Annotated in this window: 13 protein-coding genes; all 13 read left to right on the forward strand. The window is 43.3% G+C overall.

Annotated elements, in window-relative coordinates; translation table 11 throughout:
- The first annotated feature begins 354 nt into the window (after positions 1 to 354).
- The 13 genes from T344_RS0115590 (at position 355) to tsf (ending at position 14,051) form a co-directional block, all read left to right on the forward strand.
- Positions 355 to 1,059, forward strand: a complete 705-nt coding sequence (locus tag T344_RS0115590; protein ID WP_027629483.1) for an RraA family protein — start codon at positions 355 to 357, stop codon at positions 1,057 to 1,059.
- Between the two features lie 86 nt (positions 1,060 to 1,145).
- On the forward strand, positions 1,146 to 2,180 hold the full coding sequence (locus tag T344_RS0115595; RefSeq protein WP_027629484.1) for an alcohol dehydrogenase catalytic domain-containing protein: 1,035 nt from the start codon (positions 1,146 to 1,148) through the stop codon (positions 2,178 to 2,180).
- Positions 2,170 to 3,090 carry a hydroxymethylglutaryl-CoA lyase gene (locus tag T344_RS0115600; protein ID WP_242842093.1) on the forward strand — a complete coding sequence of 307 codons (921 nt, stop codon included), beginning with the start codon at positions 2,170 to 2,172 and terminating at the stop codon, positions 3,088 to 3,090. The genes T344_RS0115595 and T344_RS0115600 overlap by 11 nt, the downstream gene beginning before the upstream one ends.
- 198 nt (positions 3,091 to 3,288) lie before the next feature.
- Positions 3,289 to 4,599 (forward strand): hypothetical protein, encoded by a 1,311-nt coding sequence (locus T344_RS0115605; protein ID WP_051571934.1) that lies wholly within the window; start codon positions 3,289 to 3,291, stop codon positions 4,597 to 4,599.
- 104 nt (positions 4,600 to 4,703) lie between these two features.
- Positions 4,704 to 5,615, forward strand: a complete 912-nt coding sequence (locus tag T344_RS0115610; protein WP_027629487.1) for a sugar phosphate isomerase/epimerase family protein — start codon at positions 4,704 to 4,706, stop codon at positions 5,613 to 5,615.
- Positions 5,616 to 5,711: 96 nt separating this feature from the next.
- Complete coding sequence (locus T344_RS0115615) at positions 5,712 to 6,671, forward strand: D-2-hydroxyacid dehydrogenase (protein WP_027629488.1); 960 nt, start codon at positions 5,712 to 5,714, stop codon at positions 6,669 to 6,671.
- A gap of 20 nt (positions 6,672 to 6,691) precedes the next feature.
- Entirely contained in the window at positions 6,692 to 7,846 is a 1,155-nt protein-coding gene (locus T344_RS0115620; RefSeq protein ID WP_027629489.1) for a glycerate kinase family protein, read from the forward strand.
- Positions 7,847 to 8,024: 178 nt separating this feature from the next.
- Entirely contained in the window at positions 8,025 to 8,567 is a 543-nt protein-coding gene (locus tag T344_RS0115625) for a dihydrofolate reductase family protein (protein WP_027629490.1), read from the forward strand.
- A 96-nt stretch (positions 8,568 to 8,663) separates the two neighbouring features.
- Positions 8,664 to 8,813: a hypothetical protein gene (locus tag T344_RS30430; protein WP_207641846.1), complete on the forward strand. Its 150-nt coding sequence runs from the start codon at positions 8,664 to 8,666 to the stop codon at positions 8,811 to 8,813.
- Positions 8,814 to 8,968: 155 nt separating this feature from the next.
- The gene (locus T344_RS0115635) at positions 8,969 to 10,690 is read left to right on the forward strand and encodes an AMP-dependent synthetase/ligase (RefSeq protein ID WP_027629491.1); all 1,722 of its coding nucleotides are present in this window, start codon (positions 8,969 to 8,971) and stop codon (positions 10,688 to 10,690) included.
- 223 nt (positions 10,691 to 10,913) lie between these two features.
- Positions 10,914 to 12,257, forward strand: coding sequence for an MATE family efflux transporter (locus tag T344_RS0115640; RefSeq protein ID WP_027629492.1), 1,344 nt, complete (start codon positions 10,914 to 10,916; stop codon positions 12,255 to 12,257).
- A 197-nt stretch (positions 12,258 to 12,454) separates the two neighbouring features.
- A complete protein-coding gene (rpsB, locus tag T344_RS0115645; RefSeq protein ID WP_027629493.1) occupies positions 12,455 to 13,204 on the forward strand; it encodes a 30S ribosomal protein S2 in 750 nt (249 codons plus the stop codon).
- Between the two features lie 199 nt (positions 13,205 to 13,403).
- Positions 13,404 to 14,051 carry a translation elongation factor Ts gene (gene tsf, locus T344_RS0115650; RefSeq protein WP_027629494.1) on the forward strand — a complete coding sequence of 216 codons (648 nt, stop codon included), beginning with the start codon at positions 13,404 to 13,406 and terminating at the stop codon, positions 14,049 to 14,051.
- Positions 14,052 to 14,084 lie beyond the last annotated feature (33 nt).

The raw sequence follows: 14,084 nt of genomic DNA on the forward strand, positions 1-14,084 counted from the left end.
CTTTTCCAAAGAGACCACCCTGCTTTTTTCAATTTCAGAAAACAGAATCAAATCCAGCAGAAGTTTCTTTTGATAGTCTACATGAGAGTTCCAATTACACAACATTAATATAGCCTCCAAAACCAGTGTTATGGCAATTAATACCATACGCTGTGGTTTTCAAATTTTTGGAAGCTAATGTCAAGGTGTACAGTAACCATATATGGTTACTACTGGTAAATGTTGTTGGAAAATTTAAAGTAAAAAACTGGAGAATGTTAGAGGTGCGAGAAGAAAATTGCATCTTAAAACATAGAGCTCGAAAGCTATTGGAGTTTTCGAGAGTATTATAAAAATTGAGAGGGGATTTTTATTATGACAAGAACTGAACTGATCAACGAATTAAGAAAGTACAGATGTGCGGATTTATCCGATGCCATGGATGCCCTGGGAATGGTGAATGTCGGTTCAATGAACCCAAACATGAAACCTTTAAGGCCCGGAATGGAATTTAAAGGTTTTGCCTATACGGTAAAACTGCTTCCTAAACAGACTCCCAATAAGCAGTGTAAAACAGTTGCGGAATACAAGGAAGAATTGACCAGGGAATGTGAAAACATATACTCCTTCGTAAACGATATCACACCCGAAAATGCAAAGGACATGGTTGTGGTCATTGACATGGAAGGCATCGTGGGAGGAATATGGGGCTCGGAAATAGCAATGAACATGATGATAAGGGGAATTGAAGGTGCTGTAATAGATGGGGCCTGCAGAGACTCATATGAAACTAATCTTGAAAAGGCAAATGTATTCTGCACCCAGAGAACCTACAACCATGTATACGGACGTGCCCGCGGAGGAGCCAGAAACATACCGGTTCATTGTGCGGGAGTGACCGTAAAACCAGGAGATATCATATGCGCAGATGATGACGGTGTTCTGGTCATACCATATGAAGTTGCCGAAGATGTCATTAAATTTGCCAGATTGCAGCTGGAAGAGGATATTGCCACAAGATCTTCGCACTATGAAAAATTGGGTTTTGAACCTGATGCAACTCTTGAAAGAAACAGATGATTTTTTAGTATTCCATACAAAAACGGCTGTTACATTATCTTATTATGAAACAGCCTGTTTTGTAAAATTTAAGAAAGGGGGTTTCTATGAAAGCCATACAAAAAACAGCCGGAAAGCCCGGAGCACAGTTTGTTGAGTTGGAAATTCCCAGGCCCGGGAGGAATGAAGTCCTTGTACAGGTCAAGGCAGCCGCCCTGTGCAGGTCGGATGTGGATGTATATGAATGGACGCAGCTGGTCCAGAATGCCCATTATAAACTGCCGTTTACCATGGGCCATGAATTTTCAGGGATTGTGGTTGAAGTAGGTGCGGATGTAAAGGGAATCAGGGCGGGGGACAGGGTTGCGGGTGAGACACATATTCCCTGCGGCTGCTGCAATACCTGCAGGACCGGCAACCAGCACATCTGCAGGAACAATATGGGCGTGATAGGCAGGAGCTTCGACGGGTGTTTTGCCCAATACATAAAAATTCCTGAAATAGCGGCAGTTAAACTTCCCGATTCCATAACCTACAGGCAGGGTGCACTGCTGGAACCTTTTACCACAGCCATGCACGCCCTTTCAAAAGCAAATCCCTCCGGCAGCAGCACAGCCATTTTGGGAATGGGCACCATCGGATTGATGGCTGTTGAGCTTGCAAAATTTTTAGGCAGTACCAAAATCTTTGCCATGGGCAATAATGAGCTGCGGCTTGCAGAGAGCAGACGCCTTGGTGCAGATGTGGCCATCAATGGTTCCAGGGAGGATTTTGTGCAGGCTATAATGAGGGAAACAAATGGAGTAGGGGTTGCTTCAATCATAGATATGACCGGAAACGAAGACGTAATAAATAAGAGCGTTGAGGCTTTAAAGGTGGCAGGAACCCTTGTTCATGTGGGAATGGTGCCAAAGCCGCTGACCTTTAACAATTATATGTACGGTGTGGTGTACAAGGAACTGAATGTTACCGGGATATTCGGCAGGAGGATGTTCGAAAGCTGGGAAACCGTACTGTCCATATTGAGCACCGGCAGGATCGGGTTGGACAATTACATTGGGAAGGTAACAGAGCTTGAAAATTTTGAGCAGGCCATAGCCGATTTCAGAGGTGTAACAGGAAGAATAATTTTTGAGCTTTAATATAGAAAAAGAAGGTGTAAAGATGATAGCAAATCACAACTGCAAAGAGGTCAGTATTTTTGAGGTGGGTCCCCGGGACGGCCTGCAGCCCGAACCGGTATTCATACCTACTGAAAAGAAGATTGAACTGGTAAATAGGCTGACGGATGCGGGATGCAAAAGAATAGAGGTCACTTCCTTCGTACATCCCAGGTGGGTGCCTCAGATGGCCGACAGCAAGGAAGTTCTGGCCGGCATAAGAAAAAAGGAAGGTGTCACATATAACGCATTGATCCCTAATTTGAGAGGGCTTGAATTAGCTATGGAATGCGGCTTGAAGGAAGTGGTCACCATCATGAGTACCAGTGAAAGCCACAATAAAAAGAACCTTAACATGAGTACCGGAGATTCTCTTAAAGAAATAGAACAAATAAATAAAGTTGCGGCAAAAAACGGTGTTAAGGTACGTTCATATATAGCAACTGTCTTCGGGTGTCCCATCGAAGGGGAAATGAGTCCCAAAAGGGCTCTTGAGATAGCATTGAAACTGGAAGAGTACGGCTCTTATGAAATTTCACTTGGAGATACAACCGGAATGGCAAATCCGGTTTCGGCATATGAAATCCCAAAAATGATAAACGAAAAACTTACCGGAGCAAAGCTTGCTGTTCACTATCATAAATACCACGGTCTTGAATTTGCAAATAACCTGGCATCCTTCGAGGCCGGTATCAGAATATTTGACGGCGCAGCCGGAGGCCTTGGAGGCTGTCCTTATGCACCCGGTGCCAAGGGAAACTGTCAGACTGAAATACTGGTGGAGATGTTCCACCGAATGGGAATTGAAACAGGAATAGATCTGAAACAGATTTATGAGGCAGGGGAGTATGCTCAAACCTTGAGCACACTTTTGCACAGCAGATGTGTATAAGAGCCTGTTCAATATCTCATTGTACCCGTCATTCTGGCTGATTTTGCGCCATGCCACGTTAAATTTTCTTGCAATAAACAAATTATTACTTCGAAAATTTGCCTTGCCTGACACAAAATCCACCTGAGATGCCGGACACAAGCAGATATTAAACAGGCTCTAAAAGAGCCGGAGTTATAAAGGGGGAGAGGTTTAAAAATGAATGCAAAGTTGTTGGACATAAAGAAAAAATACATATCCGGAGATATTAAAAGCCAGAACCTTGAGAGTGCCATTTTCACCCAAGTCTATGGAGCAGATCCGGAAAATATAAGGGAAGCATGCAATGATGCGGCTTATGTCCGTTGTGAAGCAGTTGAGGAAGCAACGGGAGCCAGCCTTGATATTATAAAAAATACCCGCCTGGACAACTGTTCACTGGTTGGAGGGGACAGAATCCTGGCCGGAATTGAAGGGAAAATAGGTGCGGCCACTATACCCATGGGAATAGCCGGCCCTGTAAAAATCAACGGACAGTTTGTGGATGAAAAGGTATATATTCCGCTTGCCACCAACGAGGCAGCTCTGGTTGCGGGAGTTCAAAGGGGAATCAAGGCGATTAATATGGCAGGAGGGCTGAACACACTGGTGCATTTTGACGGAATGACCAGAGCACCTTTGATAGAAGCTCCCAATATCGCCGAGGCCAGAAGATTCTGCAGGCAGATAGTAACGGATAAGGTGCTGTTCAAGGAACTGGCCGTGCTGTCAAGGGACCCCTTTGTACGGCTTGAGCAGATCGATCCCTATCAGCTGGGTACCAAAGTATTCTTGAGAATGACCTTTAAAACAGGTGATGCAATGGGGATGAACGGTGTGACAAAAGCTTCGGCAGATATTACAAGAGGGATTCTGGCAAAAATGCCCCAATGGAAGCTTATAACCATAAGCAGTAATCTTTGCTCGGATAAAAAATCCTCCCATATCAATGTATTGAACGGCCGCGGAAAATCCATACAGACTGAGGTATTCATTCCGGATGAGGTTTTAAAGGCCGTATTTAAAAAGGGAGTAAACGCCAGAAGTGTTGAGAAGACTGTTTTCCATAAATGTTATCTGGGCTCCTGCTACAGCGGAACCATAGCCGGCTTCAACGTAAATGCGGCAAATGCGGTGGCGGCATTTTACGCGGCCACCGGACAGGATCTGGCACATGTCATTTCCTCCTCCAGCTGCTTTGTGCAGGCTGATGCAGCCGAAGGCGGTGTCCATTTTATGGTTTCCCTGCCCTGCATGGAGCTGGCAACCATCGGAGGGGGCACGATGTTCGGAACTGCAAAGGAAGCCTTAAGGCTCATCGGCTGCGGAGGCTTCGGAAAGAGTGTGGACGATAATGTGAATGTACTGAGATTGGCTGAAATTGCGGCAACAGCCGTAACGGCGCTTGAGTTGAACACTGCCTGTGCCCAGGCGGCAGGGTATGAAATGGCAGATTCCCATGTCAAGCTTGCAAGGGGCGAGGAAGCCTAGTGTGCATGGCCAATTAACCTCCTTCATTCGCTACATTGCGATAAAGGATATAAGTTTTCATCACTTTTTGTGCCTTGAGCACAGCGAAAGGAATGATAGTTAATATGTACGAATCCATAAAAAAGTATATGAAGGTGGGCCTGATTCATTTTATGGCCTATCCCGCCACAATGAAAGGTGAAGGGCCTATTGAAGAGACTGTGAAAAAGATTGCTGCAGACAGTTACTTTGATGCAATCGAGTTAACCTGGATCAAAGACCCGCAGACAAGAAAGAATGTCAGGAAAATGCTGGACAGTTCCCACATGACGGTGGCTTACGGGGGACAGCCCAGATTGCTCACTACCGGTATGAATATAAACGACCTGGATGAGAGCAAAAGGATGGCAGCTGTTGCAAATCTGAAGGAGGGAATTGATGAGGCGTATGAAATGGGAGCTTCAGGCTTTGCCTTTTTGTCAGGCAAATATCTGGAGGAAACAAAGGAGCAGTCCTATCAGGCTTTGATTAAATCTACAAAGGAATTGTGCAGCTATGCCAGGAGCAAGGGCAGTATGAAGGTAGCGCTGGAAGTCTTTGACTACGATATAGACAAGAAGTCCATTATCGGCCCTGTTGAGCTTGCAGAACGATTTGCACGGGACATAACTTCGGAATTTGATAATTTCGGTTTAATGGTGGACCTGTCCCATATCCCGATGATTCATGAAACACTTGAAGAAAATCTGCTTCCCATAAAAGACTATATAATACACGCACATATGGGCAACACCGTCATAAAGGATCCATCCTGCGAGGCCTATGGAGATACACATCCGCGTTTCGGCTTTCCCGATTCGGAAAATGATGTGGATGAATTGACGGCATATTTGAGAATACTGATGCAGATCGGTTTCATCAGCGAAGAGCGCAGGCCCATAGTCAGCTTTGAGGTAAAGCCCTGGGGCGATGAGGAGCCGGATATTGTCGTGGCAAATGCAAAGAGAGTACTGGATCTGGCCTGGTCAAGAGTTTGAGGTCACATATAGCATAATCTTTGCAGATTTATCCACAGCGAAGAACAAAGTTGCGCAGCGGTTTTGTTCTTGCAGGTTATTACGAGGAGGGCGATTATGAAAATAGTAGTACTGGACGGATATACTCTTAATCCGGGTGACATCAGCTGGTCGGGATTGGAGGAGCACGGAGAACTGACGGTATATGACAGGACTCCGGCAGATAAGATTGTTGAGAGGATCGGCAATGCTGAAATTATTTTTACAAACAAGACACCGCTTACAAGGGAAACCTTTGACAGGTGCCCTGAAATAAGGTTTGTAGGTGTACTGGCCACAGGCTATAATGTGGTTGATACCGAGTACGCAAAGTCCAGAGGCATACCTGTGACAAATATACCTACCTATGGTACTGCTGCAGTGGCTCAATTCGCTTTTGCACTGCTTTTAGAGCTTTGTCATCATGTGGGAGCCCACAGTGACAGTGTACATAAGGGTGATTGGACGAAATGTCCTGATTTCTGCTACTGGAATTATCCTCTGGTTGAACTTGCCGGTAAAACCTTCGGCATTATCGGTTTTGGCAGAATAGGGCAGGCAGCTGCCAGGATTGCTCAGGCCATGGGTATGAAGGTGCTGGCCTATGACCAGTTTTTCGATCCCAAACTGGAAAATGACGGGCTGAAATATGCCCGGTTGGATGAACTGTTTGCAGGGTCGGACGTTATCTCACTGCACTGTCCGCTGTTTCCTTCAACCCAGGGCATAATAAATAAAACAAATATTGCAAAAATGAAGGATGGGGTAATGATCATAAATACGTCCAGAGGTCCCCTGGTAGTGGAACAGGACCTGGCGGAGGCTCTTAATTCCGGAAAGGTGGCAGGAGCGGCACTGGATGTTGTGTCGACCGAGCCCATCGGCAGCGGCAATGTATTGCTCAAAGCCCAAAATTGCATTATTACACCCCATATAGCCTGGGCACCAAGGGAATCCAGAAACAGGCTGATGAACATCGCAGTCGATAATCTGAAGGCGTTTTTATCAGGCAGTCCGGTAAATGTAGTGAACCTGTAAGAGGGTGAAAGGATGATTCAATGAAAATCGTGGTTGCACCTGATTCGTTTAAAGGTAATCTGACTGCTCTGGAAGTGGCTGAATTTATAGAAGCCGGTATAAAGCAGGCCGATAAAGATATCGAGGTAATAAAGATTCCCGCTGCCGATGGCGGTGAGGGCACGGTTGAGGCTATTGTTGCCGCAACCGGCGGTAAAATAATAAAACAGCGGGTTCATGGCCCGTTTATGGAGGAAATGGACTCCTTTTTCGGCATTTCAGGGGATGGAAAAACAGCTGTCATTGAAATGGCCGCATGCTCAGGAATCATGCTGGTCAAAAAAGAGGAACTCAACCCTCTGTACACAACCACATACGGTGTGGGGGAATTGATATTGGCTGCCAGAAATCTTGGGTGCCGAAAAATAAACCTGGGCATCGGTGGAAGTGTGACCAATGATGGCGGTATGGGGATGGCGCAGGCCCTGGGATATAAATTCTACGACAGGCAAAATAAACTGTTGGGTCAGGGCGGAAAATATTTGTGTGAAGTGGCAGGAATTGATTCAAGTGGCTTTATAAAAGAAATAGACGGAATTGAGATCATAACTGCCTGCGATGTAAATAATCCATTATACGGGCCAGACGGAGCTGCTTATATATACGGACCTCAAAAAGGTGCCGATGCAGAAACAATACAGTTTCTTGACAAAGGGTTGAGGCACTTTGCCGAAGTTATCAAAAGAGATCTTGGCAAAGATATTGCCGCCATTCCGGGAAGCGGTGCCGCCGGAGGCCTTGGCGGCGGCCTGCTGGCTTTTTTGAACAACGCCAGGTTGTGCTCCGGCATAGATATGGTTGTCAGCAGCTGTAATTTTGAGGAGGCCGTCAGGAATTGTGATTTGCTCATAACCGGAGAGGGCAGGACCGACAGCCAGACAGCAAATGGCAAGGTTGTTGCGGGACTTGCCAAAGTGGCTGCAAAGTATGGTGTGCCTGTAGTCTGTCTATCAGGTTCATTGATGGAAGGATATCAGAAAATATATGAACATGGAGTTGACGCTGCATTTAGCAATATAATTTCTCCTATGACTTTAGAGGAGGCCATCCGTTCTTCTCCGCAGATGTTAACCCAGGCATCCTATTCAATAGCAAGGCTTATGCTGAAAATATATTCAAGGGCAAAGGCAAAATAGGTTAAATATAATAGTACTGTATAGGCAAGTGTTGTATAATTTATTTATTGTATGTTTACCCTCTATTGACAACGTATTGTACATTGTCAATAGAGGGTAATGCATATTGAAATAAATGGTTATAAGCTATACCGGATATAGGCTAAAAACAAATATATTTTCAAATGGGAGAGGTTATATGACAAACAGAAAACTAATTCTATATATTGCCGTGAGCTTGGATGGATTCATTGCAGATGAGGGTGAATCACTTGAATGGCTGTTGAAAACAGAAGGTGAAGGGGATAATGGTTATGGCGGGTTTTACGAGACAATTGACACCGTCCTTTTAGGCAGACGGACATATGATTGGATTATGAGACATGAAAATGGAAACTTTCCTTACAAGGGTAAAAAATGTTATGTTTTTTCAAAAAGTCTGAAGGGAAAAAATGAGTATGTCGAGTTTACGGATGAGGAAATACCGGCCTTGGTGAAAAACCTTAAAGGACAGGAAGGCGGGGATATCTGGATTGTTGGCGGAGGGGAGCTTCTTTACTGCTTCATAAAGGAAAGATTGGTAGACAGATTTATTATAACTGTTGCCCCGGCACTGATTGGCAGAGGAATTCCGTTATTCAAGGAAAACGATATTGAAATGGATCTGGAGCTCAAGAGTGTAAGACGGTTTAATCAATTTGCAGAACTTCAATATGATTATAAAGGCAGGCCTGTGCTTTAATACAATAAAACTTAAAGAAACTAATGTTCAGCTGATTCCGGCATTAAAAGCAGAAATTTACAGGAAAAGAAACTTGAGGAAGAACTTAAAGGCGGTGTGGATTCTTTTTTTGAAAAAGGGCAGAATGGTATTTCAAAAAATCTGTTTGTGACCGAAAAGGAAGGCAAAAAATACGTTGTCCAATTCACCAGGGATGAGGTGGGTAGAATTACCGGAAAAGTAATACTGATACAAAAAGATAATTAGTTAATTTCTGACGGCCTGCGATTTTTAAACAAGTAAAAATTGCAGGCCGTTTGGCAGCAATAAAATAAATTTCAAAGTTTAATTGCCTGATATATTTTAGTATGCTATAGTTCATTTATATTGATACTCTTAACCTGAATATATGAGGTGTAAACATGGGAAAACAGGCACTATATAATGTAAGAACTGTGGTAAATTTGAAAGATATGTTAAATCAAAGCACTTTTCTGTATGGAAACAAGGCTGCGTTTATTGTAAATAACAGAGGGGTTAATGAGAATATCAGCTATTCCCGGTTTAAAACCGATGTTGACGCATTGGGTACTGCATTGCTGGAGCTTGGTCTCAAGGACAAATGCATAGCGGTTATTGGAGAAAACAGGTATGAATGGTGTGTGTCATATCTGGCTGTTACAAATGGAACCGGTATTGTCGTTCCAATAGACAGAGAGCTGCACGTTTCTGAAATAAATAATATTCTCGGCAGATGTAATGCCGATGCCATCATATACTCCGGCAAGCATAACGACAGCATGAAAAAGCTTTCAACCACGGTACCGTCTGTAAAATATTTTATAAACATGGATGAAAGCCAGGACAGTGATTTTTATTTGTCCTTTAAAAGTCTTGTTGAGAGGGGAAAAGAACTTTTAGCTTCAGGCAATCTTGATTATGTTGACTCGGAAATAGACATGGATGCCCTGGCAGTGCTGCTGTTCACCTCCGGGACCACCGGACTTGCCAAGGGAGTGATGCTGAGTCACAGAAATATTTGTTCAAATGTGGTTTCAGTACGTTCAACCGTTCTGGTTGATACAAATGATACTTCTTTGTCCATTCTTCCCATGCATCACACCTATGAATGCACTATCGGGTTTCTGGCCTTTATTTATTCGGGAGCCACAATATCCTTCAATGAAGGTTTAAAGCATATAGCCAGGAATTTGAAGGAAATGAAGCCTACAGTTCTTGTAGTCGTGCCCTTGATACTGGAAAATCTCTATAAGAAGATATGGACCCAGGCTGGAAAACAAAAATTCGGCAGGTTGAAGCTCAAGCTGGCTTTAATTATAACAGCCATATTAAATCATCTCTTCCGTATTGACATTGCCAATAGGGTATTCAAGCAGGTGCATGACAACGTAGGAGGAAGGCTGAGGCTCATATTGACCGGTGCCGCGGCAATAGACCCCTCTGTTTCCAAAGGATTCAGACGTATGGGTATAAAGGTTTTACAGGGGTATGGTCTGACCGAATGTGCTCCTCTGGTCACGGGAAACAGGGATCATGAGTACAGGGACAGCAGTGTGGGTAAAGCCTTGCCGGGTGTGGAAGTTAAAATAAACAATCCTGATGAAAATGGTGTGGGTGAAATCCTTGTAAAAGGTGAAAATGTTATGCTGGGCTATTACAAGGATGAGGAAGAAACCGGCAGAAATCTTATTAATGGCTGGTTCCATACCGGTGATCTCGGAATGGTGGACAAGTCCGGTTATGTATATATAACCGGAAGAAGTAAAAATATCATTATTACAAATAACGGTAAAAATGTATACCCAGAGGAATTGGAAGCTTCCATAAACAAGAATCCCTGTGTACAGGAATCCCTTGTTTCGGGTGAAATTGACCGGACAACAGGAGAAACGCATATTCATGCGCATATATTGCCAAACCTTGAATATATAAAGGAAAAGTTCAAGGGAGTAAGTCTGACGAAGGATGAACTGCTGAAGCTGTTTAATGAGATTGTAAAAAGTATAAATAAAGATCTGCCCATATACAGGCGCATAAGGAAATTTACGCTGCGTGAAAGTGAATTTATTAAAACCACAACAAAAAAAATAAAGCGTTATTGTCCAGAAAATGTTGAGGGTTAATATTTGCCGTACTCTTTCGAAGGTGGTTAAATACTTTGGAATCTTTAATAAATGTCAGCATTTTGAAGGATTTCACAATATAACAGCCGGTAGACAGGTATTCATCGGTTGAGGTTATTCTTCTATAGATTTACAATTATAAAATGCATAAAAATTTATACATTATACAAAATTTTATTTACACACTAGTTTATGCAATTTTATATTAAAGGCCGTGATATAATTGTTTTCTAAAAAAGAACTGATGCGTCTCTTCTTTCCTGCATTTGTTGAGCAGTTTCTTTCCACAGCTATAGGGGTTGTCAACACCATGATGGTAAGCGGACTTGGAGCTTTTGCAGTATCAGCCGTGGGTATCGTGGATTCCATCAACTTTGTCGCAATGAATCTGTTTCTTTCGGTAGCAACGGGAGCGACAGTAGTAATTGCACAGCATCTGGGTGCGGGCAACCAGGAAAAGGCTTCAAATACGGCAGCGCAATCAATCGTATCGGTTTTTTTACTCTCTGCTTTGACAGGCTTGGGACTCTTTGTTTTCGGACAGCAAATCATTGGATTCATGTTCGGAGGAGCCGAACCGGTTGTAAAATCGGCGGCCTGGACATATCTGGTCTGCTCAGCAATATCATATCCCCTGTTGGGACTATTTAATGTTTTTACAGGTGTATTGCGTGCCAATAATAATTTTATTGCTTCAATGACGTCAATAGTTATTTCCAACCTTGTAAATCTCGGCGTGGGAGCCATATGTATCTTCAAGCTTGACCTGGGAGTGCTGGGCGCAGGCCTGGGCCTGATTTCGGCCAGACTTGTGGGTGCGGTGGTATTGCTCTTCCATTTGCTGGGGAGCCCCAAAATACATATCAGGTCGGCTTCCTTCAAGGTATCCTTCAACATAATGAAGCCTGTTTTATATATAGGGGTTCCTGCGGGCCTGGACAGTCTTGTGTTTAACGGAGGCAAGCTGCTGGTTCAGGCAATTGTGGCGTCCCTTGGAACGGCTTCCCTTGCGGCCAACAGTATTGCAGGTTCGCTGAATTCAATTATAAACATTCCCGGAGGTGCCGTTTCCATAGTTGCTGTCAGCATAATAGGCTACTATGCGGGAGCAGGCGACAAGCAGGAACTTAAGAAAATGATCAACAGGCTCACATTATATGCAATGATTTTACTTGGTGGGGTTTCACTGCTTTTCCTGCCATTTTCGTCCCATATCCTCAAACTTTATCAGCCTGCTGATGATGTGTTGACCATGGCACTGCACATAACCTATCTGACTCTGGCCTGCATACCTATATTCTGGCCTGCCGCCTTTATTATACCGGCTTGTCTCAGAAGTACCGGCGATGTTGTGTATGTGACTGTGGTATCAATACTGAGCATGTGGCTTGTAAGAGTTCTGCTGGGATATCTGCTGGTGAAGTACACCAGCCTGGGAATTATGGGTATATGGATTGCCTGGTGCTTTGACTGGGTTACAAGAGGGGTGCCTTTTTACGCCAGGGTGCTCAGCCGGAAATATGAGAAATATATTCCGGCCCGGACTGACCAGACTGTAACCGAATAGGCAGGAACAAAATTTTTAATATTTCTTTTAATATTTAATGATTGATAAATTTCATACTATGTGGTATACTAGCTAGCGGAAAAATACACACGCATCTTGAATTGTTAAAGTGTCGGTAAAATGATAAAATCGTCAATATTTAAGTTGTACGATAACATGGGATGCGGAGGTATTAACTTTAACGGAGGTGTTTTAATATGGCAGTTATTTCAATGAAACAACTTTTGGAGGCAGGTGTCCACTTCGGTCACCAAACAAGAAGATGGAACCCGAAGATGGCAGAATACATCTTTACAGAACGTAATGGTATTTACATCATTGACCTTCAGAAAACAGTAAAGAAAGTGGATGACGCATACTTCTTCATAAGAGAAGTGGCAATGAACGGACAGGATGTTCTCTTTGTAGGAACTAAAAAGCAGGCTCAGGATTCCATTAAGGAAGAAGCCGACAGAAGCGGACAGTTCTTTGTGAACAACAGATGGCTGGGCGGTATGCTCACCAACTTCAAAACTATTCGCAAGAGAATAGACAGATTGAACCAATTGAATGCTATGGAAGCAGACGGAACTTTTGAAGTTCTTCCCAAGAAAGAAGTTATCAAGCTTAAGAAGGAAATGGAAGATCTCGAAAAGAACCTTGGCGGAATCAAGAACATGAAGAAGATTCCGGGAGCAATGTTCGTTGTTGACCCACGCAAGGAAAGAAATGCTATCCTTGAAGCCAAAAAGCTCGGTATTCCGGTTGTAGCCATAGTTGATACAAACTGTGATCCTGATGAGGTTGATTTCGTAATTCCGGGTAATGACGATGCTATAAGAGCTGTTAAGCTCATTGCAGCAAAAATAGCCGATGCTATTATCGAAGGCCGTCAGGGTGAACAACTTTCACCTGAGGCTGTTGAAACAGTTGAAGCTGTGGAAGTTGTAGAAGCTGCTGCTGAATAATTTAGTATGAAATGATATATTGCCGGATTGTGTTTAATACACAATCTGGTAATTAGTCTTAATCGATAATGAACTTAATATTTTATTCGGGTATATTATTCTATTACTAAATAATTAATGGCACAGGCGATAAATTATTGTTTATCCCATTTATGACATGGGGTAATTCAATTGGCCTATGTCGGAAATGGAGATAAAAATGATTACTGCAGAAATGGTAAGACAGCTCCGTGAAAGAACCGGAGCCGGAATGATGGACTGCAAAAAGGCACTCACAGAAACAAACGGCGATGCCGATAAGGCAGTTGAGTATTTGAGAGAAAAGGGTATAGCCAAAGCCGCCAGCAAAGCGGGAAGAATTGCTGCTGAGGGCTTGGTTGAATCTTATATACATGGCGGCGGAAGAATTGGTGTTCTCGTTGAAGTAAACATTGAAACCGACTTTGCTGCAAAGAATGAAGAATTCAAACAATTGGTCAAGGATATTGCAATGCAGATAGCTGCAAGCAAACCTGAATTCGTAAGAAGAGAAGAAGTACCTGCTTCGGTATTGGAAGCTGAAAAGGAAATTTTAAGAGCACAGGCCAGGAACGAAGGAAAGCCTGAAAAAATCATTGATAAAATGGTTGAAGGCAGAATCGATAAATACTACGGTGAAAAATGTTTGATGGAACAGGCCTTCATTAAGGATCCTGATATTACAGTCGATCAGCTGATCAAGGAAAAAATAGCTCATATTGGTGAAAATATCACTGTTAGAAGATTTGTTAGATTTGAAAGAGGCGAAGGTATAGAAAAGAAAGAAGAAAACTTCGCTGATGAAGTAATGAAACAAATAGGCGGTTAATAATAAAGGGGGCTGTTGCAAAACAAAATAAAC

The organism is Ruminiclostridium cellobioparum DSM 1351 = ATCC 15832 (assembly GCF_000621505.1).
Taxonomy (GTDB): Bacteria; Bacillota; Clostridia; order Acetivibrionales; family DSM-1351; genus Ruminiclostridium; species Ruminiclostridium cellobioparum.

What these genes read in the sequence shown, in the direction of transcription:
- T344_RS0115590 (WP_027629483.1), top strand. Translation starts at nt 355, where the DNA reads ATGACAAGAACTGAACTGATCAACGAATTAAGAAAGTACAGATGTGCG.
- T344_RS0115595 (WP_027629484.1), top strand. Translation starts at nt 1,146, where the DNA reads ATGAAAGCCATACAAAAAACAGCCGGAAAGCCCGGAGCACAGTTTGTT.
- T344_RS0115605 (WP_051571934.1), top strand. Translation starts at nt 3,289, where the DNA reads ATGAATGCAAAGTTGTTGGACATAAAGAAAAAATACATATCCGGAGAT.
- T344_RS0115610 (WP_027629487.1), top strand. Translation starts at nt 4,704, where the DNA reads ATGTACGAATCCATAAAAAAGTATATGAAGGTGGGCCTGATTCATTTT.
- T344_RS0115615 (WP_027629488.1), top strand. Translation starts at nt 5,712, where the DNA reads ATGAAAATAGTAGTACTGGACGGATATACTCTTAATCCGGGTGACATC.
- T344_RS0115620 (WP_027629489.1), top strand. Translation starts at nt 6,692, where the DNA reads ATGAAAATCGTGGTTGCACCTGATTCGTTTAAAGGTAATCTGACTGCT.
- T344_RS0115625 (WP_027629490.1), top strand. Translation starts at nt 8,025, where the DNA reads ATGACAAACAGAAAACTAATTCTATATATTGCCGTGAGCTTGGATGGA.
- T344_RS0115635 (WP_027629491.1), top strand. Translation starts at nt 8,969, where the DNA reads ATGGGAAAACAGGCACTATATAATGTAAGAACTGTGGTAAATTTGAAA.
- rpsB (WP_027629493.1), top strand. Translation starts at nt 12,455, where the DNA reads ATGGCAGTTATTTCAATGAAACAACTTTTGGAGGCAGGTGTCCACTTC.
- tsf (WP_027629494.1), top strand. Translation starts at nt 13,404, where the DNA reads ATGATTACTGCAGAAATGGTAAGACAGCTCCGTGAAAGAACCGGAGCC.